The 20,378-nt window shown below is 35.8% G+C and carries 16 protein-coding genes, 1 pseudogene and 1 riboswitch; of the genes and pseudogenes, 15 read left to right on the top strand and 2 right to left on the bottom strand.

All coding sequences use genetic code 11. The annotated features are described in order from the left end of the window. Positions 1–37: 37 nt before the first annotated feature. From I5776_RS18080 to I5776_RS18050, 7 genes are all read left to right on the top strand, one after another. Positions 38–1,633, top strand: coding sequence for a serine hydrolase domain-containing protein (locus tag I5776_RS18080; RefSeq protein ID WP_246484019.1), 1,596 nt, complete (start codon positions 38–40; stop codon positions 1,631–1,633). Positions 1,634–1,708: 75 nt separating this feature from the next. Further along, complete coding sequence (locus I5776_RS18075; protein ID WP_202777875.1) at positions 1,709–2,968, top strand: exo-beta-N-acetylmuramidase NamZ family protein; 1,260 nt, start codon at positions 1,709–1,711, stop codon at positions 2,966–2,968. A gap of 207 nt (positions 2,969–3,175) precedes the next feature. Beyond that, on the top strand, positions 3,176–5,356 hold the full coding sequence (locus tag I5776_RS18070; RefSeq protein WP_202777873.1) for an ATP-dependent helicase: 2,181 nt from the start codon (positions 3,176–3,178) through the stop codon (positions 5,354–5,356). Positions 5,357–5,386: 30 nt separating this feature from the next. After that, a complete protein-coding gene (locus tag I5776_RS18065) occupies positions 5,387–6,754 on the top strand; it encodes an MATE family efflux transporter (protein ID WP_202777871.1) in 1,368 nt (455 codons plus the stop codon). Positions 6,755–6,896: 142 nt separating this feature from the next. Further along, a complete protein-coding gene (locus I5776_RS18060) occupies positions 6,897–7,346 on the top strand; it encodes a MarR family winged helix-turn-helix transcriptional regulator (protein ID WP_246483833.1) in 450 nt (149 codons plus the stop codon). A 17-nt stretch (positions 7,347–7,363) separates the two neighbouring features. After that, complete coding sequence (locus I5776_RS18055) at positions 7,364–8,575, top strand: MFS transporter (protein WP_202777869.1); 1,212 nt, start codon at positions 7,364–7,366, stop codon at positions 8,573–8,575. A 107-nt stretch (positions 8,576–8,682) separates the two neighbouring features. Then, on the top strand, positions 8,683–10,482 hold the full coding sequence (locus tag I5776_RS18050) for a S9 family peptidase (RefSeq protein WP_202777867.1): 1,800 nt from the start codon (positions 8,683–8,685) through the stop codon (positions 10,480–10,482). Between the two features lie 50 nt (positions 10,483–10,532). Here the strand turns inward: I5776_RS18050 and I5776_RS18045 are convergent, their stop codons facing one another. Further along, a complete protein-coding gene (locus I5776_RS18045) occupies positions 10,533–11,018 on the bottom strand; it encodes a QueT transporter family protein (protein ID WP_202777865.1) in 486 nt (161 codons plus the stop codon). 8 nt (positions 11,019–11,026) lie between these two features. Beyond that, positions 11,027–11,071: riboswitch (PreQ1 riboswitch) on the bottom strand. 88 nt (positions 11,072–11,159) lie between these two features. Between I5776_RS18045 and I5776_RS18040 the strand changes: the two genes are divergently transcribed. The 8 genes and pseudogenes from I5776_RS18040 (at position 11,160) to I5776_RS21515 (ending at position 19,107) form a co-directional block, all read left to right on the top strand. Continuing rightward, positions 11,160–11,477, top strand: a complete 318-nt coding sequence (locus tag I5776_RS18040; RefSeq protein WP_202777863.1) for an MGMT family protein — start codon at positions 11,160–11,162, stop codon at positions 11,475–11,477. Positions 11,478–11,552: 75 nt separating this feature from the next. After that, positions 11,553–12,503, top strand: a complete 951-nt coding sequence (locus I5776_RS18035) for a DMT family transporter (protein ID WP_202777861.1) — start codon at positions 11,553–11,555, stop codon at positions 12,501–12,503. 163 nt (positions 12,504–12,666) lie between these two features. Next, positions 12,667–13,623, top strand: a complete 957-nt coding sequence (locus tag I5776_RS18030; protein ID WP_202777859.1) for an endonuclease/exonuclease/phosphatase family protein — start codon at positions 12,667–12,669, stop codon at positions 13,621–13,623. A 294-nt stretch (positions 13,624–13,917) separates the two neighbouring features. Beyond that, positions 13,918–14,697: an ABC transporter ATP-binding protein gene (locus tag I5776_RS18025; RefSeq protein WP_202777850.1), complete on the top strand. Its 780-nt coding sequence runs from the start codon at positions 13,918–13,920 to the stop codon at positions 14,695–14,697. Positions 14,698–14,699: 2 nt separating this feature from the next. Next, on the top strand, positions 14,700–16,337 hold the full coding sequence (locus I5776_RS18020; protein WP_202777848.1) for a hypothetical protein: 1,638 nt from the start codon (positions 14,700–14,702) through the stop codon (positions 16,335–16,337). 47 nt (positions 16,338–16,384) lie between these two features. Then, entirely contained in the window at positions 16,385–17,782 is a 1,398-nt protein-coding gene (locus I5776_RS18015) for a right-handed parallel beta-helix repeat-containing protein (RefSeq protein WP_202777846.1), read from the top strand. Positions 17,783–17,823: 41 nt separating this feature from the next. After that, a pseudogene (locus I5776_RS21520) lies at positions 17,824–18,477 on the top strand (HAD family hydrolase); the annotation flags it as partial. Positions 18,478–18,486: 9 nt separating this feature from the next. Continuing rightward, positions 18,487–19,107: an NUDIX hydrolase gene (locus tag I5776_RS21515; protein WP_246484018.1), complete on the top strand. Its 621-nt coding sequence runs from the start codon at positions 18,487–18,489 to the stop codon at positions 19,105–19,107. 126 nt (positions 19,108–19,233) lie between these two features. Here the strand turns inward: I5776_RS21515 and I5776_RS18005 are convergent, their stop codons facing one another. Then, positions 19,234–19,872, bottom strand: coding sequence for a FusB/FusC family EF-G-binding protein (locus I5776_RS18005; protein WP_202777842.1), 639 nt, complete (start codon positions 19,870–19,872; stop codon positions 19,234–19,236). Positions 19,873–20,378 lie beyond the last annotated feature (506 nt).

The raw sequence follows: 20,378 nt of genomic DNA, 5'->3' as shown, positions 1-20,378 counted from the left end.
GTTGTTGAGTACAACATTATTGTTTTCAACCAAGGGGATATCAACAGTAGAAGCAAGTAAGAGAGATGATGTGATGCAGACAAAATATACATGGGATCATCCCGGTTCATCTTTTCCTGTTTTACTTCCTGGAAAGCCTAAGTTAGCCGGAATGGCTGAAGCTCCATTGAAAGAAATGGATTCTATCATTAATGACGCAATCACTCAAAAAGTTATGCCCGGTGCTGTTACTTATGTTGCAAGAAAAGGGGTGACGGTAAAACATCAAGCATACGGATATGCTTATCGCTATACAGATGATCAGTTTACTGAAACCAATCAACCCATTCAAATGAAAAAAGATACGATTTTTGATATTGCTTCAATCAGTAAAATTTTCACTTCCATTGCAGCAATGCAGTTATATGAAAAAGGAAAATTTAAACTTGATGATCCCGTAGCTAAATACATTCCGGAATTTGCGGAAAATGGGAAAGAAACAGTAACGATACGTCAACTAATGACCCATACTTCTGGTTTCGAGCCGGGAATTCTCGTTTATAAAATGGGAACATCAAGAGCGGATAGATTACAGATTGTGTTAAAACATCAGCTTACAAATGCTCCGGGAACGACTTACACATATAGTGATTTGAATATGATCACATTAGGTGTTCTTGTCGAAAGGCTGTCGGGGCAAAGGCAGGATGAATATGTAAAAAAACATATTACGAAGCCGCTAGGCATGAAGGATACGATGTACAATCCACCTGCATCTTTGAAATCAAGAATTGCTGCTACTGAATATCAACCATGGACGAATAGAGGTCTCGTTTGGGGCCAAGTCCATGATGAAAATTCATGGTCCCTTGATGGTGTAGCCGGGCATGCTGGAGTTTTTTCAACTGCCAATGATCTTGCCATACTTGGACAGACATTTTTAAACGAAGGCAAATATGGTCATTCTCGAATTTTAAAAGCTTCTACTGTAAAGCTAATGGAGAAAAATATGAATCAAGCATTTCCAGGGGATGATCATGGTCTTGGCTATGAATTGAATCAAGGTTGGTATATGGATGGTTTTGCAGATGAAAATACGATGGGCCATACAGGATATACGGGAACTTCATTAGTGATTAGTCCAAAAAACCAAACAATAGTTATTCTTTTAACAAATCGAGTTCATCCATCCCGTAATACGGTTTCAACGAACCAAACGAGAAGACTCGTTGCCAGACAAGCGGGGGATGCGATTCCTGTCGATATGAAAGGAAAAAAACAAGCATGGTTTGCTGGTTATGGGGATAACAAAAAAGCAATATTACAAGCGGAAGTGAATAGTAAAAAACCATCAACCCTTACGTTCCAAACATGGTATCGAATTGAAAATGATGCCGACTATGGAAAAGTAGAAATTTCTAATGATGGTGAGAGTTGGACATCGCTTGGAATGGGATATACAGGATCAAGTGTAAATTGGAAAAAGGCAACCTATTCGATTCCAGAAGGAACGAAATTTATTCGTTTTCAATATGAGACGGATGCTACAGTAAATGGAAGAGGATGGTATATTGCCGATCCACAAATTCAGTCAAAAGGGAAAAAGGTAAAGCTTCATTTTACTAGCACCGATTGGGAGTTACGAAATCGCTAGGTCAATAGGTATGTAGGAAGCGGGGAGTTGGGGAAACCAGCTCCTTCTCACTTAACTTAAGGGAGGAGAATGGAGATGAAGAAGTGGTTAGTCGCAATTTTTGCGGTGATTCTATCTGTTTCATGCTTATCTGCAGTTTTAGCGAAGCCAATCGAACCTGCAAAAAAGCATAAAGACAAGTCTTTTCAACTAGGGGTAGAAGTATTATTAAAAGATCAACTTAACCTATTAAAGGGGAAAAAGGTTGGACTTATAACTAATCCAACTGGCGTTGACCAGTCTTTAACAAGTATCGTCGATAAATTTTACAATAATAAACAAATTAATTTAGTTGCCTTATTTGGGCCGGAACACGGTGTAAGAGGAAGTGAACAAGCAGGATCCTACGTTCCATTTTATATTGATGAAAAAACAGGCCTTCCTGTTTATAGTCTATATGGGGAAACGAAAAAACCAACCCCTGATATGCTGAAAGATGTAGACGTTCTTGTATTCGATATCCAAGATGTAGGTGCTCGATTTTATACGTATATTTACACAATGGCCTATGCAATGGAAGCTGCCAAAGAAAACAATATCCCTTTTGTTGTGTTAGATCGTCCGAACCCACTCGGTGGTACAAAAGTAGAAGGGACAGTGCTGGATCCGAAATATTCCTCATTTGTCGGGCTGTATCCAATTGCCTTACAACATGGGATGACGGTAGGGGAGCTAGCTAAATATTTCAACAAAGAATTTAAGATAGGCGCTGATTTAACAGTTGTGAAGATGAAAGGTTGGAAACGGAATATGTACTACGATGAAACACCGCTTCAGTGGGTGCTTCCTTCACCGAATATGCCGACTTTAGATACGGCGCTTGTATATCCGGGTGCGGCCCTTATCGAAGGAACAAATGTGTCGGAAGGAAGAGGGACAACAAAGCCATTTGAACTGATAGGTGCACCGTTTATCGATGGAGAAGAGCTTGCTCAAAGCTTGAATAATCTTAAGCTTCCCGGTGTTATGTTTAGAAGTGCTTATTTTACTCCAACAAGTTCGAAATTTAATGGTCAACTCTCTGGGGGCATTCAAATTCATGTAACTGATCGGAAAAGCTATCAATCTGTAAAAACGGGGGTAGCTATCGTTAAAATGATCCATGATCTTTATCCAAACGATTTTGCCTTCCGTCCGGAAAATAGCAGCGGAATATCCGCATTCGACCAATTAATCGGCAATGGATGGGTACGAAAAGCGATAAATGATGGAACATCCCTTAAGGAAATTGAAGGGAAATGGAAAGCTGACTTAAAGAAGTTTGAGAAAACGAGAAAGAAATATTTGCTCTATTAAGAAAAGCGGAAACGCCTTGCTTGTCGGGGCTATGCCGGAGTTATACAACGGCAGATATTTATTATGAACATTAAACCTAAAAAAATTTATACTTTTTTACTTATTAAAAAATCGGCTGCTAGTATGTCTAGCAGCTTTTTGTACTTCCGCTTGTATGATAATATTAGAACAATATATATTTTGATAGTTTTAGTGAGGTTTTAGCAAATGTCTTCAGGAGAAAAGTTTTTTGAGTCTAAGCAGCAGCAATTAGGTGTTTCACTGAACGATGTTCAAAAGAAAGCTGTTCTTCAGACCGAGGGTCCACTCCTACTTTTAGCAACTCCCGGCTCAGGAAAAACGACAACAATCATTATGAGAATTGGCTATATAATAGAAGAAAAAGGTGTGCATCCGGCTCGGATTAAAGCGGTGACATTTAGTAAAGCATCCGCAATCGATATGGAAGAACGATTCAAACGTTTTTTTCCATCTCTTCCTCCTGTTCATTTTTCAACGATTCATAGTTTAGCCTTTGCAATAGTACGAGAACATTTCACTCATCAAAAGATCGCCTATCAATTAATCGAGGGTGGAACCACGGCTAACCAAAACAATCGCACTTTAAATAAAAAAATGATTCTTCGAGAGCTATTTAAAGAGATGGTAGGCGAATTGATTACGGAGGATCAGCTAGATGAATTAACAACCTATATTAGCTATATAAAAAACAAACTTCTTCCACAGCAAAAATGGTCAACCGTTGAATGTACTGTTCCTCAGGCAGAACAAATTTTACGAGAATATGAAAAAGTTAAACGAACAAGTTCGAATCAATTATTAGTAGATTATGATGATATGTTAACGATAGCTAACGGAGTATTGGATGAAGAGAAAGAACTTCTTCAAAAATATCAACAAAGGTATGATTATTTTCTTACCGATGAAAGTCAAGATACATCAATGGTTCAACATGCAATCATTGAAAAACTCGTACAGCAGCATAAAAATCTGTGTGTTGTAGCCGATGATGACCAATCGATTTACACATGGCGTGCTGCCGAACCACAATATTTAATGGATTTCAAAAAAATATACCCGGAGGCAACCATTCTTAAGATGGAGCAAAATTATCGTTCCTCAAAGAATATCGTTGATGTTGCCAACCAATTCATCAAGCGAAACAAGAATCGCTATGATAAAAACATGTTTACGGATAACCCAGTTGCCAAGCCAATTATTATGAGACGTCATTTTAATGATAAAAATCAAACCTCGTATTTAGTGAAAGAGATTTCCGGGCTTGCAAACTATCAAGATGTTGCGGTGCTATACCGAAATAATTCGTCATCAATACCGTTAATAAATCTATTTGATCGAGCTGGCATCCCATTTTATATAAAAGACTCGGACAATCGATTTTTTTCTCATTGGGTCGTTGAAGATATGTTGAATTTCATGAGAATGACTTTTAATGATAAACGTGTGGATATTTTAGATAAAATCCATATGAAATTTAATGGATATATTACGAAACAGCAAATGGCCGAACTAAAAGCTATACGTAATAAGGATTCTGTCTTTGACAATCTTCTTAAGTTCGTCCAGTTAAAGGACTATCAAGTGAAACAGCTGAAAAAATGCAAGGAAATTTTCCATGATATGCAAGGCAATGCTCCACTTTCTGCTATCCGATCTATACGCTATGAGCTCGGATATGAGAAGGCAATCGAAAAAATGAGCGAACGCCTTGGCTTTAATCTGGAATATCTAGTGGGAATTCTCAATACATTAGAAGAAATTGCCGATACATTAGAGTCGATGGAAGAGTTTGCACATCGTTTGAAATACTTAGAAGAATTAATGAAAAATTCGAAACGACAAAAAAGTGAAAATGTCGTAACACTTTCTACTTTTCACAGTTCGAAGGGACTAGAGTTTAAGCGCGTGTATATGATTGACTTGGTAGATGGAATTATCCCTTCAAAACCCGAAACAAAAAGTTATGATGAAGGGAAACCTGAGCTAATGGAAGAGGCTGTTCGCCTTTTTTATGTTGGAATGACTCGAGCCAAGCATCACTTGGAATTACTTTCATACGAAAAGAAAAATGGCAGTCCCATAAAAGAATCACCATTTTTAAACAATATCCGCCAAATTATCGCACCTGCCAAGGAAAAACAGCAAATGAAGGCGAGTACTAAACAGTCAAAATTTCTTTCTAATCCAAATGGAATTAAAGCTCGTTCACAATTGTCGGTAGGAAAAATGATAAAACATCGTGTGTTTGGCCATGGTGAAATAACCCTTATCGGGCCGGAAAGCATCGATATTCGATTTCAATCCAGCTTGAAAAAATTATCCCTTTCAACTTGTTTAGAAATGGGACTTCTTGAACCAGTCGATTAATATTAATTACGTGTAGGAGTACCGAAAAAAATGAATCAAACGTATACAATGAAAGAAAAAATAAAACAAATATTTATTTTACTCATTCCTATTTTAATCACTCAATTGGGAATGTTTTCGATGGTGTTTTTTAACACCATTTTATCAGGTAAGTATAATTCCTCCGATTTGGCGGGGGTAGCAATTGGTTCCTCTATATGGAATCCGGTGTTTACGGGATTAAGTGGAATTCTACTTGCCGTATCGCCGATCGTCGCCCAGCGCTTTGGAGAAAAGAAAAATAAAGAAGTATCTTCAATTGTCGTCAATGGCGTCTATTTATCGTTAATGATCGCATTAATAGTAATTGTTCTTGGATTTTTTCTATTGGATCCCTTATTAAATCGAATGAATCTGCCAACACGTGTGCAAAACACAGCGCATGATTATCTAGTGGGACTAAGTTATGGAATTCTTCCACTGTTTATTTTTAACGTTTTAAGATCGTTTATCTACGGACTCGGAAAAACGCGTGTCGTTATGGTCATTATGATTTCATCGTTACCTTTCAATTTTCTATTAAATTATTTGTTTATTTATGGACATTGGGGATTGCCTGAGCTTGGTGGGGCGGGTGCAGGTTATGCGACTTCCATTACGTATTGGATTATTGCGGGGATAACAGCTTACATTATAAAACAAAAAGATCCGTTTTTGGCATATCGAGTATTTTCGAATTTTAAAGAGTTTTCAGTGGGAAAATGTAAGGAAATCTTAAAAATTGGTGTCCCGATGGGATTGTCGACCTTTTTTGAAACGAGTATGTTTGCCGTTGTGACGATATTAATCAGTAAGTTCAGTGTGACAACGATTGCTGCCTACCAATCAGCACTCAATATCGTTTCGTTTCTCTATATGGTGCCTGTTAGTATTTCCCTAGCCTTAACAGTTTTGGTTGGCTTTGAAGTGGGAGCTAAACGTTATAAAGATGCAAGGACTTATAGTTGGTTAGGGATTATTTTAGCTATCTTCATTGCTCTATTTACAGGTTTACTTGTTGTTTTATTTAGATACAAGGTAGCAGGCTTCTATTCAAATGAACTAGCTGTTATTAACTTAACTGCACATTTTTTAATTTATGCTTTATTTTTCCAAATTTCCGATGCGATTCAAGCGACTGCACAAGCGGCACTTCGAGGCTACAAAGATGTAAACATCGCCTTTATTACGACTCTTATTGCTTACTGGCTAATTTGCTTACCGGTTGGCTATTTATTAGCACATTTCACTGCACTTGGTGCACCAGGATATTGGATTGGCTTAACATCCGGATTACTGGCTGCAGGAATTGGCTTAGCAGCAAGACTTATTTATATTCAAAAACGGAAATTTGTGATTGTGGAAATTCAAAGAACGTAAATGTGTAAAAAAAGGGATAACAATGAAACCAACAATTTCATTGTTATCTTTTTTGTATCAAGTTAATTTGTATACAAACTATATTTACACAAATTAATTTTTAGTATATAATTAAAATATAATTGAAAGGAGAACGTTTAAGGTGACCATTTCAAAAGATAGATCAATCGGGTTCGCTTCTGTGCGTACTAGTAAAAAAATGAGTCGTACAATTAATTTTTACTTAAAATCTTATAATATTACTTCTGAACAATGGAGTGTTCTAAGAACGTTAAGTGAGCATGATCATATTTCACAAAAGGAGTTATCAAAACGAGCGGATAAAGATCAAGCAACACTGACAAAAATTCTCGATTTGCTTGAAAAGAGTGAGTTTATTAAAAGAAAGGTAAAACCAACTGATCGGCGTTCCTTCTTAATAATGATTACGGAAAAAGGAACGAACTTAGTTAAAGAGGTTACTCCGTATTTGGAAGAGATTTTCACAAAAATTATCGATGGAATTGATGAAGAGTCACTCCATATTTATTTGAAAGTATTGAAGCAACTTGAAGATAATGCAGATTCACTACTTGATGATGTAAACAACTAGAAAGAAGGAATAAATGTATGAAGGAATCGAATAAATTGTGGACAGGTCAGTATGTAGCCATTGTCTTAATGGCTTTTTTATTTTTTTTATGTTTGCAATTGCTTACCGCTGGTTTTCCAGCTTTTATTACTGATATAAAAAATAATCCGGCTCAAGGTGGGCTGATGACGACTGTTTTTATGGTAGCGGCAATTATTACGCGTCCGTTTATCGGTTATCTCATCCACCGTGTCAATGTGAAAAAAATGAGTATTTATTCACTTGCTTTCGTAGCCATTACACTCGCGATTGCTTACAATCAACAGTCCGTACCATTATTACTTTTATTAAGGGTATTTCATGGGATTGGATTTGGAATTATGACAACGATTTTAGCGACTTTAGCTACAAATATCATTCCGAAAAAGAGATTAGGTGAAGGAATCGGTTATTACGGATTAGCGACAAGTATTGGGACAAGTATGGCCCCTATGGTAGCACTTGCCTTATTAGCTACGTTGCCATTTAATTTTTTATTAATTATTTCAGTTGTTTTAGCAGTTCTTACTTTTATCTTCAGCTTTTTTATTAAACCTTCAAAAGAAGAACCAACTTTAACGAAGGCAGAACCGAAACATAAGCTTTCCTTTAAAGAATCTATTTTTGATAAAAAGGCGTTTGTTCCAAGTATTTTATGTGCACTTTTTTCAATTACGCTTGGAGGAGTCATTAGTTTTCTAAGAGAACTGGGTAAGGAGGAACACCTCGGGGGATCAGTTTCCCTTTTCTTTTTAGTGGTGGCCATTGTCATGTTAGCTGCAAGACCAGTTTCAGGAAGATTATATGATACGCTAGGACATAAAGTAATTATCTACCCCGCAGCAATTTGCGGAATCATTGGATTGTTTCTATTATCTATCACCCATAGTGCAAGTACTTTACTTTTTGCAGGGTTTTTCTATGGAGTGGCTTATGGAATGGTGACACCAACCTTACAAGCGATAGCGGTTAGTCTTGTTACTAAGGAAAAACAAGGAACTGCGAACGCAATGTATTTTTCCTCCATGGATCTTGGAATGGCTATCGGTTCAACAGGACTGGGCATCCTTGCTGCGAATAAGGGATTCCATTTCATCTATGGATTTTCAATTGTATGCATAGTTCTATTATTAATTATCTACACATTTCTTTTTATGAAAAAGAAAGAATCGGAACCAGAAACAGTAACAGCTACATCTCAAAGTATGTAATATAGAAAAGACGGTAATGGGCTTAGCTTGTTGCCGTTTTTTTTATAATGTATGGTATAATAATAGACAGATTTTTCTATATTGAAAGAATATAAGGGGTGGGATGAATGATTTCATTTTCAAAACCAGATGTGGAGCAATTTTTACGGACATTTGCTATTGAAGACTTTGCCGTAAGCCCGGATGAAAATCAGCTTGCTTTTAGCACAAATTTAAGTGGAAAGTATAATTTATGGGCGATGGATCTGCCAAATACGTTTCCTTACCCGCTCACATTTATCGACCAAAGCTGTCAAGATTTGATTTATGATAAGCAAGGAAGGTTTATCATTGCCGGATTTGATAAAGATGGGGATGAGAATACTCAGTTTTATGGGATTCCATTGCAAGGTGGGACGATGAAAGAAATCGTGTATCATGAAGGCACCCGGAATTTCATACCGATTTTATCGGATGATGGGAAAAAGCTTTATTACACATCTGCAAAAGACAACCCGACATATCTGAATGCTTATTGTTTAGATTTAGAGTCTGGTCAGGAAACGAAGGTATTGGAAGGAAAAGATGCAGCTACATACTTGATTGACTTTAGCCCTGATGAATCGACTTTTCTTTACTTTAAACATTATGCGAATACCCATACACTTTTATATGCGAGACATGATGAGAAAGATATTCTTCTAACCCCACCCACCGATAAACAGCATACTGCTAGCGATGGTGTGTTTGTTTCTGACTCAACTGTTTATTTACTAACCGATTATGAATCAGATTTTACTTATTTAGCTTCTTATAACCTTGAAACGAATACGTTTTTGAAAATAAAAGAATTTGAGAATGAGAGTCTGAGCAGCATCAAATATAATAAATCCAAACAAGTATTGTATATAAGCAGTGTCAAAGGTGTAGAAGATTATTTATATGAGTATGACTTGCAAAATGGGGAGTGGAGGAAGCTTCCTACACCATGCAGTGTCATTGAAAAGCTTATCGTTGCCAAATCGGGAACAATCTATTTATTAGGAAGAAGTGCAACAAAGCCACATAATATTTATAAGCTTCAAGAAAATGAGTGGACCCCATTAACTCAATATACTGTACCAGGTGTCGATTCAAATGAATTAGTTGAGCCTGAGGTCGTTAATTATAGTTCATTTGATGGACTTGAAATTGAATCACTCTTTTTCAAAGCAAAGAAAGAAAATGACAATGGTGAAATTATCTTTTGGCCGCATGGTGGACCACAAGCATCAGAACGGAAATTTTTCCGGGCTTCCTTCCAATTTTTCTTAAATCAAGGTTACAGCATATTCGCACCAAACTTCCGTGGCTCTTACGGTTATGGATTAGAATTTATGAAAATGGTTGAAGGTGACTGGGGATATGGACCTCGTCTAGATAATGTCGCCGGGTTAGACTGGTTAATTGAAAACGGTTATGCGGAAAAAGGAAATATTTTGTTAATGGGTGGAAGCTATGGTGGATACATGGCCCTTCTATTACATGGTCGACATGCTGATTACTTTAAAGCAGTTGTAGACATTTTTGGACCATCTGATTTGTTCTCATTTATCAATTCTGTTCCTGAAGACTGGAAACCTGTGATGGATCAATGGGTAGGAAATCCAGAGAAAGATAAAGAAAAGCTCATTGAGTATTCGCCAATTACACATTTAGATGGAATGACCAAACCTATGCTCGTCATCCAAGGAGCAAATGATCCTCGTGTCGTGAAAGAGGAATCTGATCAAATCGTTCAGGCGTTAAAAGATAAAGGAAGAGATGTAGAATATATGCTGTTGGAGGATGAAGGTCATGGTTTTTCGAAGAAAGAAAATGAAATTGCTGTTTATAAAAAAATCCTCACTTTTTTTGAACAATTTGTGGGCTCAAAAGTAAAAGCATAAACATAATAAAAAGAGCGATTGCTACTGTGAACTGCAGCAATCGCTCTTATTTATACTTGATTTTCAAAATGGACGCGTTTATTTAGGTTATAAAAGATTGGTGCACCTATTGCCATGACTACAAATTCACCGATTGCAGTAGTTAGCCATGTATAAAGAAAAGGAAAGCCAAGGGCTACCTGCAGCTCATATGCAATGATAAACATTGTAAAGGTGAACACAATTGTATTTACAATCATTCGGCCCCATATATTTTTTATAAAGTGGGACACCCCAATCGTAATCAATAATGCAATAATTGATTGCCCAACCCCATAAATTAGGTCAAAATTCGGCATTGGTGATAAAAAGAAGTTTGCAAGAATGACTCCTAAAACAATTCCAAAAAAGTATTTTTTATTAAATACGATTAAGTGGTTAAACATTTCTGGAATCCGGAATTGAATCGCCTTGAATCCGATCGGCTGGATAACAAGGGAAATTACAAAATACAATGCGGCAATAATCGCATTAACAACGAGTGTTTTTACTTTCATCTATTATTCTCTCCTTAGTTTTTTATCGTGGGATGGTTACGAACCACGTCTTTCAAAATTATTCAAGCTATTATAGTATAATATATATTACAATCACGTCAATCATTACTGAAAAACTAGTAGAAAAAGGAAAAGATGCATATGACTCCATTTACTTCTCAAGTCATTTCAATTATTCAACATATCCCCGAAGGAAAAGTGATGACATATGGGCAAATCGCGGCATTAGCGGGGAGCCCCAGGGCTGCCAGGCAGGTCGTCCGCATCCTTCACTCAATGAGTAAAAAGCACAAGCTTCCATGGCACCGTGTGGTAAATGCAAAAGGTCAAATTGGCTTCGCGGATGATGAATATTTTCAAATACAAAAATTTTCTCTTGAAAGTGAAGGAATTGAATTTGGCATGAATGACCGGATTGACCTTGGAAAGTATCAGTTTCATCCATTAAATCATGAATAGAAATGCAAATAATTACATTTACTTGAATGTGTTTTTCTGCTTACATCACCATTTAAATAAATTTAAGGAAATATTATGAATATCAACGATAAATCTTATTCTAGAACTAAAGGAATGGTATTAGTCCTAACTGGTGCTTCGTTATGGGGGATATCAGGGACTGTAGCTCAGTTTCTTTTCCAAAAGCAAGGGTTTAGTCCGGAATGGTTAGTCGTAATCCGTTTATTACTATCAGGCGTAATCCTTTTAGGAATTGCAGCCAAGAAGGAGCCAAAAAGTATTTGGGGGATATGGAAGAACAAATATGATATTTTCCGTATTTTATTGTTTAGTATTCTCGGAATGTTAGCAGTCCAGTATACATATTTTGCTGCGATTAAAGAATCGAATGCCGCAACAGCTACTGTATTGCAATATTTAGCACCGGTTTTAATTTCTTGTTACCTAGCAATGAAATCGAAAAGGCTGCCAACTTTTAAGGAGATGGCAGCGGTAATTTTAGCCTTGTTAGGTACGTTTCTTCTTGTTACACATGGGAATATTCAAAGCCTATCAATTTCTGGCATGGCATTGTTTTGGGGGCTTGCCTCAGCCGTTGCCTTAGCATTTTATACATTACAGCCCCATCAATTGCTGGCTAATTGGGGATCAACAATCGTTGTAGGATGGGGAATGCTGATTGGCGGAGTATGTTTTAGTTTTATTCATCCACCTTGGAAGTTTGAAGGACATTGGTCATTTAACGCATTTTTTGCAGTAGCGTTTATTGTCTTGTTTGGAACACTAATTGCTTTTTATAGTTATTTAGAAAGTTTAAAGTATATCAGCGCATCCGAGACGAGCCTTCTGGCTTGTATTGAGCCATTGGCAGCGGCTGTTCTATCGATTGTTTGGCTGCATGTTGCTTTCGGTGTTGTCGATTGGATAGGTTCATTTTGTATTATTAGTACAATCATTATTCTATCGACAGTTAAAACTGATAAGGTAAACATTATAGAAAATAAGGAAGAAAACATCTTATTATAAGTAAAAGGGCTGTTGCACATATTACTCCGAAAAAATTGCAACATATCTTGAGGCAATCTACGTTAGTTTCATCCAGAATTGTTCATTTAAGAAAAAATTCGTATCCATTCATCGACACCTTTCATTTACTATATGGAGTGTGTTAATGATTGGAGGTGAAAAGATGAAAATATGGGATGGTTTTCATCTTTCGATTCTCACATGGAATCTATATATGGGTGTAGAATTACCGCCGTTATTTACTTCAACACGAGATCAAATTCCCAATCTTGTGTCAAAGGTGTACCGTCAATTTCTTGCAACGAATCTACCTATTCGTGTAAAAGCAATCGCCCGTGAGATTGCCAGAAAGAAACCCGATCTTATTGGTCTGCAAGAAGCGGTTCGATGGCAATTAATTATTCCTAATTATCGTAAAGTCACTTATGATTTTGTTCAATTATTATTGATTGAATTGAAAAAAAGCGGTTTAGATTATGAAGTAGCTATTCAAAACAAAAATACATCCGTCGAGCTTCCGGATAGCAATGGCAATTTTGTACGTTTATTAGATAGGGATGTTATTTTAGTTCGAAAAGGATATCGACTAAAGATAAATAAAAGAATGGCTAAACATTTCAAAACAAATCTTATTGTTCAAATAGCAGGCCAACAAATTGAAATATTACGAGGATGGTCCTCGATTGACATACAGTTAGAGGGACAAAGTATTAGGATGATAAATACGCATTTAGATACGAATTCCGATATACAGGTGCAACAAGCAAAGGAAATTTTAGAAGGACCAGCTAAAACAAAGCTTCCTTTAATCGTAACAGGGGATTTGAATTCAAATGCACATAACGATGATGCACCTACTTATAGGAGCTTTATTAAAGGTGGATTTCAAGATGCATGGGAAGAAAGCGGTAACGGAATAGGAAATACGTGTTGTCAGGATCCAGACTTATTAAATAATGCTTCAAATTTAACGAGCCGCATTGATTTTGTTTTATTTAAAAATGGTTTGGAATCAATCCGAGCAGAAACCGTTGGAGATAAGCCTAATAGTCGTTCGTATTCGGGGCTTTGGCCATCAGACCATGCTGGAGTATTTTCGAAATTACAATTAAAAAAATAATTGGATATGCACACAGTTTTTTTAGGCCGATTTAAAATCCAGTGTTGATATTGACACCATGTTGATTGGAGCGGAAGGTACGAGACTCCTGCGGGATCAGCTGGACAGATGAGACCCCGCAAGAGCAAAGCGATGGGGAGGCTCATCGCCAGCCCCTCGGAAAGCGAGTACCTGTAGCGGAAATCAATAGTCCAGAATAGCCAAACCTTTTTGAAAGCCCATCTAAACGATGGGTTTTTATTGTTTGTAAAATTATGTTAATATTAAAAATAATATGTTGTGGGGGTGAACGGAATGTTAGAAGAAATTTTAACAATTAGTAATTTACGAAAGAGCTATGGAACGAATGATGTTCTCCAAGGAATTGATCTTCATGTTACTAGAGGAGAAATCATTGGATACATTGGTCCTAATGGTGCCGGGAAAAGCACAACTGTGAAAATCATTCTTGGGATTGAAGATGGCTACACTGGTGAAGTAAAGCTATTCGGAAGAGATATTGCAGATGGAAACATTGACTACAAGCGAAAAATCGGCTATGTCCCTGAAATTGCCGAAGTATATGATAATTTAACCGCACATGAATATTTAACATTTATTGGTGAACTATATGGTATGGACTTTGACTTGGTAGATTACAAGGCTAAAAGATTAATGGAGTTGTTTGGTGTTGGAGAAGTGTATCATTCAAGAATATCATCCTACTCCAAAGGGATGCGACAGAAGTTGTTAATTATCTCCAGCTTATTACATAATCCGGAAATTTTGTTTTTGGATGAGCCGATTAATGGCCTAGATGCCAATAGCGTCATGATTTTTAAAGAAATTTTGTCTCAACTGGCGGCACAAGGAAAAACGATTTTCTATTCTTCACATATCATGGATGTCGTTGAAAAAATCAGTAGCCGAATCATCTTGTTAAATGGCGGGAAGATCGTTGCTGACGGAAGCTTTGCCGATCTGCAAAATCAAAACAAAGAAGGAACGTTGGAGGAAATCTTCAACCAATTAACGGGATTCAATGAACATAAAGAAATTGGTGAAAGATTCGTAACCATCGTTCAAGAGGTGTAGTGATGGAAGATTTTCGTACATTAAAAGTTCTTGATCGATTTAAAAATGTATTTGAGAAAATGGGAGTCGACTATCCAATCATGAGAAAGATTTTACAAGTAAAACTCACGATGGACCAAAGACGGGTTCCCACTATTTTCAGTCAGTCTGCGAATAGAAAAAAGCCAAAAAATACGAAGGAAGTAAATGGGTTTATTAAATCGCTTTGGATCTATGTCCTGGTGGGCCTTTTCACCATTCCATTTATTGCATTAGGAAATCATTATATGTTCCAAATGAGTATTTTCTTTGGGATTACGATGTTTATGGTCATGTCCTCGATGATCTCAGATTTCTCTTCTGTATTACTCGATGTTCGGGATAAAAATATTCTGCAAACAAAGCCGATTAGCCGAAAAACCATCAGTGTTGCTAAATTTGTACACATTAGTATTTATTTGTTTTTTCTAACAGCATCGATCGCAACGATTCCAATGTTCGTTGGTCTATTTAGACATGGAATTGTATTTTTTCTGATTGGTATTATTGAATTAATCTTAATTAACTTATTGATTGTTGTTATCACGGCTTTACTATATATTCTTATTTTACGGTTTTTCGATGGTGAGAAACTGAAGGATATGATTAATTATGTTCAAATCGGTTTATCATTGGCATTAATGGTTGGTTATCAAGTTCTCATTCGATCTTTTGAAATATTTGATTTCAACTTTGTTCTTCATCCACAGTGGTGGCATGTTTTTATTATACCGATGTGGTATGCTGCTCCATTTGAATGGCTAATTAATGGGCAGGGGTCTTCTTTTTATCTACTCTTTTCGAGCTTGGCATTAATCGTACCAATTGTTGCATTTTTCGTCTATCTTCGTTTAGTCCCAACTTTTGAAAGAAATCTACAAAAGCTTTCCAGTCATAGCAATATTAATATTAAAAAGCGTAGGAAATGGAAGGATACTTTATTAAGTTATATTTGTAGAAGTAAAGAAGAGCGTGCTTTCTTTCGATTTGCCAGTTTAATGATGAAACAAGAACGCGATTTTAAATTAAAAGTATATCCGTCATTAGGATTTTCGTTTGTTATTCCATTTATTTTTATATTTAGTGTAAGCAGGGATGGAGGCTATCAGGAAGTAGCATCTGGTCATTCATATTTAACGATTTATTTCAGTATGATTATTATTCCTACCATTGTCATGATGCTGCGATATTCAGGGAAATACAAAGGTTCCTGGATATATAAAACATTGCCGATCAAGGATTACTCCACATTATTTAAAGGGACATTAAAAGCTTTTTTAGTTAAACTATACATTCCCATCTATTTATTATTAAGTATCATCTTTGTTGTCATTTATGGTGGGCGAATTATACCTGATTTAGTTGTTGTGTTAATCGATTCGTTTTTATATACAATGATTTGTTTCTTAGCTTTGAAAAAGGCTATTCCATTTTCAGAAGCATTTGAAACGGTCGGTCAGAGCGAGGGGTGGAAGGTTTTCTTACTTTTCATACCAATAGCAGTTTTTGCTGGAATTCATTTTTTAAGTATTTCTAGCAGTATTGGAGTTTACCTTAATATTATTATAACATTTATTGTTAATTTGGTTGTTTGGAAGATTGGGATTAAGAGGATAGCATAACTGTATTAAATATGAAATTCACAAAATTTTTAACAAGGAACGATGAAATGAAAAAATTAGCTTTTCTCCTACTGTTTGCAGTTGCTATTTTGATTGGTTGTGTTTTCAATAATACGAATGCAAAACAGGATAAGGAAATATATGTGGCTTTAAATGGAAATGATCAAAATAATGGTACAAAATCAAAACCGTTTCGTACATTAAAAAAGGCGGCTTCTGAGGCGATAGCTGGAACGACCGTTTATATCCGTAAAGGAACCTATTATGAAAAGCTTATTGTTAAGCACAGCGGCACAAAGTTAAAACCAGTAATTTTTAAATCCTTTAACAATGAAAAGGTTGTTCTTAGTGGGAAAAAAATAAAGAATGTTGAAGGCGATACATCACTTGTTGCTATTAAGAATAAAAACTATCTAACTATTAGTGGAATCACGATACAGGATCTAACAACTAAGTTAACAGATGAAACAGTTATGGGTATTTATGTAACGGGATCTAGTAGTCATATTAAGTTAGAAAATAATCATGTACGGCGGATTGAGACTCATGCAGCAGATGGAAATGCTCATGGAATTGCAATATACGGGACCGGGCCAATGAAGGACATAACTGTTTCGAAAAATACTGTGGAAGAATTAAAACTCGGTTCGAGTGAATCTCTTGTTCTTAACGGAAATATTAATGGCTTTAAAGTAGAAAATAACCTCGTTCGCCGAAATGATAATATCGGAATTGATCTAATTGGCTATGAAGGCACCTCTGCTAATAAAAAAGCTGATTATGTACGTAACGGGATCGTAAAAAATAATAAAGTATATGAAATTTCCTCTTACGGCAATCCCGCTTATGGAAAAGATTATTCTGCTGGCGGAATTTACGTCGATGGTGGGAAAAATATAACCATTGAAAGAAATACTATTTATAAAAACGATATCGGTATCGAAGCAACCTCCGAACACGCTAAAAAATATGCAGAACATATAAACATTAAAAACAATATTATTTATAACAACTTTTACACCGGGATTTCGATTGGCGGATATGATGAAAAAAGGGGAGGTACGATAAATTCGACGATCTCTCAAAATATTATTTATCGGAATGATACGAAGGGGCTGGATGGAGGTCAGCTTTTATTACAGCATGATATACAAAACAATGTGATAGAAAAAAACATTTTGACAGCCGGACCATCTCGTTTATTTATCGCCAACTATTTTACAACCAATCAAAAAAATAAACTGATTAAAAATGTATTTCACAAAGAAAAGGGCAAGTCCGGTATTTGGGTATGGAAAGACGAAGAATACACGTCTTTTCCCAAATTCAAAAAGGCCTCAAAAAGTGATATAAAATCCGGTTATTTAGATCCGAAATATGTAAATGCGAGCAAAAAGGATTTTAGACTAAAAAAAGATTCACCTGCGAGGAAAATAGTCGACTAACTTTCTATGGTTCTCCCATCATGCGAGGAGGTTATTTTTAAATGATTAAAGCTGTCCTCTTTGATCTGGATGGCACACTTTTAAATCGTGATTTATCTGTACGGGAATTTATATGTGATCAGTATCACCGTTTTTATCGTTTCCTTGGTCATATATCGAAAGAAAAATATGTATCTAAGTTTATAGAATTAGATTGCAGAGGTTATGTATGGAAAGATAAAGTATATGAACAACTTGTAAATGAGTTTAACATACATACAATAACGCCGGAACAACTGTTGGAAGATTATATAACCCAATTTAAAAATAGTTGTGTGCCATATCCTAATCTAATTGAAATGCTTGAAATGTTAAAAGATAATAACATGAAGTTAGGTATGATCACCAATGGGAAAGGTCAATTCCAAATGGATAATGTTGTCGCGTTGGGAATTGAAAAATACTTTGATGCCATTTTAATCTCTGAATGGGAAGGCTGTAAAAAGCCGGAACCTCAAATTTTTGAAAAGGCACTAAGAAAGTTAAATGTGTCCGCAAGTGAGAGTCTATTTGTTGGTGACCACCCGGATAATGATGTGAAAGCGGCAGAAAATGCGGGGATGAAAGGGATTTGGAAAAGGGATGAATATTGGGGAAAGATAGAGGCGGACTATATCATTAATGATCTATCGGAAATCCCTATTATATTGAAAGAGGCGGGGAAAATGGAATCAGAATTGCTAAAAATATTTGATGATAAGAGAAATCCAATCGGTGTGGCTTCCCGTGAAGAAGTTCATAAAAAGGGATTCTGGCATGAAACCTTTCAATGTTGGTTTGTTAGCAAAGAAGAGGAAAAGGAATACATTCTCCTTCAAAAGAGAAGCAGCCAAAAAAAAGACTACCCAAATCTTCTTGATATTACTTCAGCTGGCCATTTATTAGCCACCGAAACTGTACAGGATGGTATTAGGGAAATTAAAGAAGAGATCGGAATCGATGTTTCATTTAATGAACTTATTTCTTTAGGGATTTTCGATTATTGTGTAACTCGTGAAGAGTTAATTGATAAAGAAATTGCCCATGTATTTTTGTATAAAAGCAACCATTCATTGGAAAATTTCGTATTGCAGGAAGAAGAAGTTTCCGGGATGGTAAAAATTGAATTGGATGCCTTTTATGAATTTTGGTTAGGAAAGAAGGAGTTTGTAAGGATAAAAGGATTTGATATAGATAAAGATGGAAACAAAGTTGAGATTAACCGATTGGCTTGTAAAGAAGATTTTGTCCCGCATAAAAACTTATACTATGAAACCATTATAAGGTGGATTTATAATGCGCTTTAATTGCATCATTTAGGTAGAGAACGACCTAAGCAAAGGGTACGAGCACTTGAGTCAAGCCAATACGACGTGAACTTGATTCGTAAATAAAAACAAGACATCGTTCAAGGATAGTGAACGATGTTTTGTTTATTTACCGATACTCTCAATAAATTCATTCAATTTATCTAGCGATAGTAAGTTTTGATTGCATTTTTGGCTGTCTTGGCAAATATAGTTCCCCCGTTTAAAAAAGGTATCTCTCACCGCACCCTTTGTTTCTGATAAGAATAATCCGACTTCTTCGTGCCGGCCGCAAAGCGCACAAACACTCTTTTTGTTTAAGATTGTATACGATCCCAGTAAACCAATTAGCTTATCATTTTTTTCGGCCACGATAAACTTTTTATTTGATCCCTTATCAATCCATCCCAAATATGAAATTTCTCGAAAATCAACACTCTCTAAAAAAGGTGTCTTTAATTTTTTTACTTTAGGAAACAATTTTTTTAGTGATTGTTCTGTTACTTCTTTAAAGGGGATAACGAAGGGTTTCAATTGCGATAAAAAGTCTTCAACATTTGTTTTATCTTTAATAGTAGAAATGGGAGCGAGTAACTCTTTTTGTTCTTCATTTATGTTCGTAAACAAATTCATTACTTTTTCCTCGGATAAAGATTTTATTGCACTTAGGACAGCTTTATCATTAACAGACGAGTGACTATTCGCTAGAACTAGGGCTTGATCTTTGATAAAGTTAAATTGATCATTTCGAATAAAGGGTTCCACTTTTTTCCCTCCTATAGGTGAATTTCAAAACCACATCATTCACTTTAAAGGAAAAAACTTGATTTTGATAGGTATTAAATGTTTAGTAAACAAACTCTACATAAAGACTGTTTTCGTAAAGGTCGAAAAAATCCTAAAACTGATTTTTTCTAATTTGTATTGGGTATTAAGTTAACTACCTAATAAAAGAAATTGTACAAGTTCATTTGAACTAAATTGAGTTTGATAAATAAGCGGAGAAATTCCTCTTAATTGAGAAATAGCACTGAAAATACCTTGAATAGACGGAAAGATTCCGACTATTAACTCGGAAAACGTAAAAATAAGTATTTTTGCTTTGCTTAATCGGAAAAATTCCGCTTATATACCACGAACAGAGCTCTATTCTGCTGTATAACCGGAAAATATCCGCTTATTTTAATTATCTTTAGTTGCTCAAAAAGGACATCAATTACTTAAGTAAAAAAATATATCAATTAGCATGTTGACAACAACAATTGTCAAGA

Origin of the sequence: Heyndrickxia vini (assembly GCF_016772275.1) — a bacterium.
In the GTDB taxonomy this organism is placed as follows: Bacteria; Bacillota; Bacilli; order Bacillales; family Bacillaceae_C; genus Heyndrickxia; species Heyndrickxia vini.
Note: the sequence above shows the minus strand (reverse complement) of the source record. Positions and strands in the feature narration are given on the sequence as shown.

Coding starts and splice junctions, on each gene's coding strand:
- I5776_RS18075 (WP_202777875.1), top strand. CDS start 1,709: ATGAAGAAGTGGTTAGTCGCAATTTTTGCGGTGATTCTATCTGTTTCA.
- I5776_RS18070 (WP_202777873.1), top strand. CDS start 3,176: ATGTCTTCAGGAGAAAAGTTTTTTGAGTCTAAGCAGCAGCAATTAGGT.
- I5776_RS18065 (WP_202777871.1), top strand. CDS start 5,387: ATGAATCAAACGTATACAATGAAAGAAAAAATAAAACAAATATTTATT.
- I5776_RS18055 (WP_202777869.1), top strand. CDS start 7,364: ATGAAGGAATCGAATAAATTGTGGACAGGTCAGTATGTAGCCATTGTC.
- I5776_RS18050 (WP_202777867.1), top strand. CDS start 8,683: ATGATTTCATTTTCAAAACCAGATGTGGAGCAATTTTTACGGACATTT.
- I5776_RS18045 (WP_202777865.1), bottom strand. CDS start 11,018: ATGAAAGTAAAAACACTCGTTGTTAATGCGATTATTGCCGCATTGTAT.
- I5776_RS18040 (WP_202777863.1), top strand. CDS start 11,160: ATGACTCCATTTACTTCTCAAGTCATTTCAATTATTCAACATATCCCC.
- I5776_RS18035 (WP_202777861.1), top strand. CDS start 11,553: ATGAATATCAACGATAAATCTTATTCTAGAACTAAAGGAATGGTATTA.
- I5776_RS18030 (WP_202777859.1), top strand. CDS start 12,667: ATGAAAATATGGGATGGTTTTCATCTTTCGATTCTCACATGGAATCTA.
- I5776_RS18025 (WP_202777850.1), top strand. CDS start 13,918: ATGTTAGAAGAAATTTTAACAATTAGTAATTTACGAAAGAGCTATGGA.
- I5776_RS18020 (WP_202777848.1), top strand. CDS start 14,700: ATGGAAGATTTTCGTACATTAAAAGTTCTTGATCGATTTAAAAATGTA.
- I5776_RS18015 (WP_202777846.1), top strand. CDS start 16,385: ATGAAAAAATTAGCTTTTCTCCTACTGTTTGCAGTTGCTATTTTGATT.
- I5776_RS21515 (WP_246484018.1), top strand. CDS start 18,487: ATGGAATCAGAATTGCTAAAAATATTTGATGATAAGAGAAATCCAATC.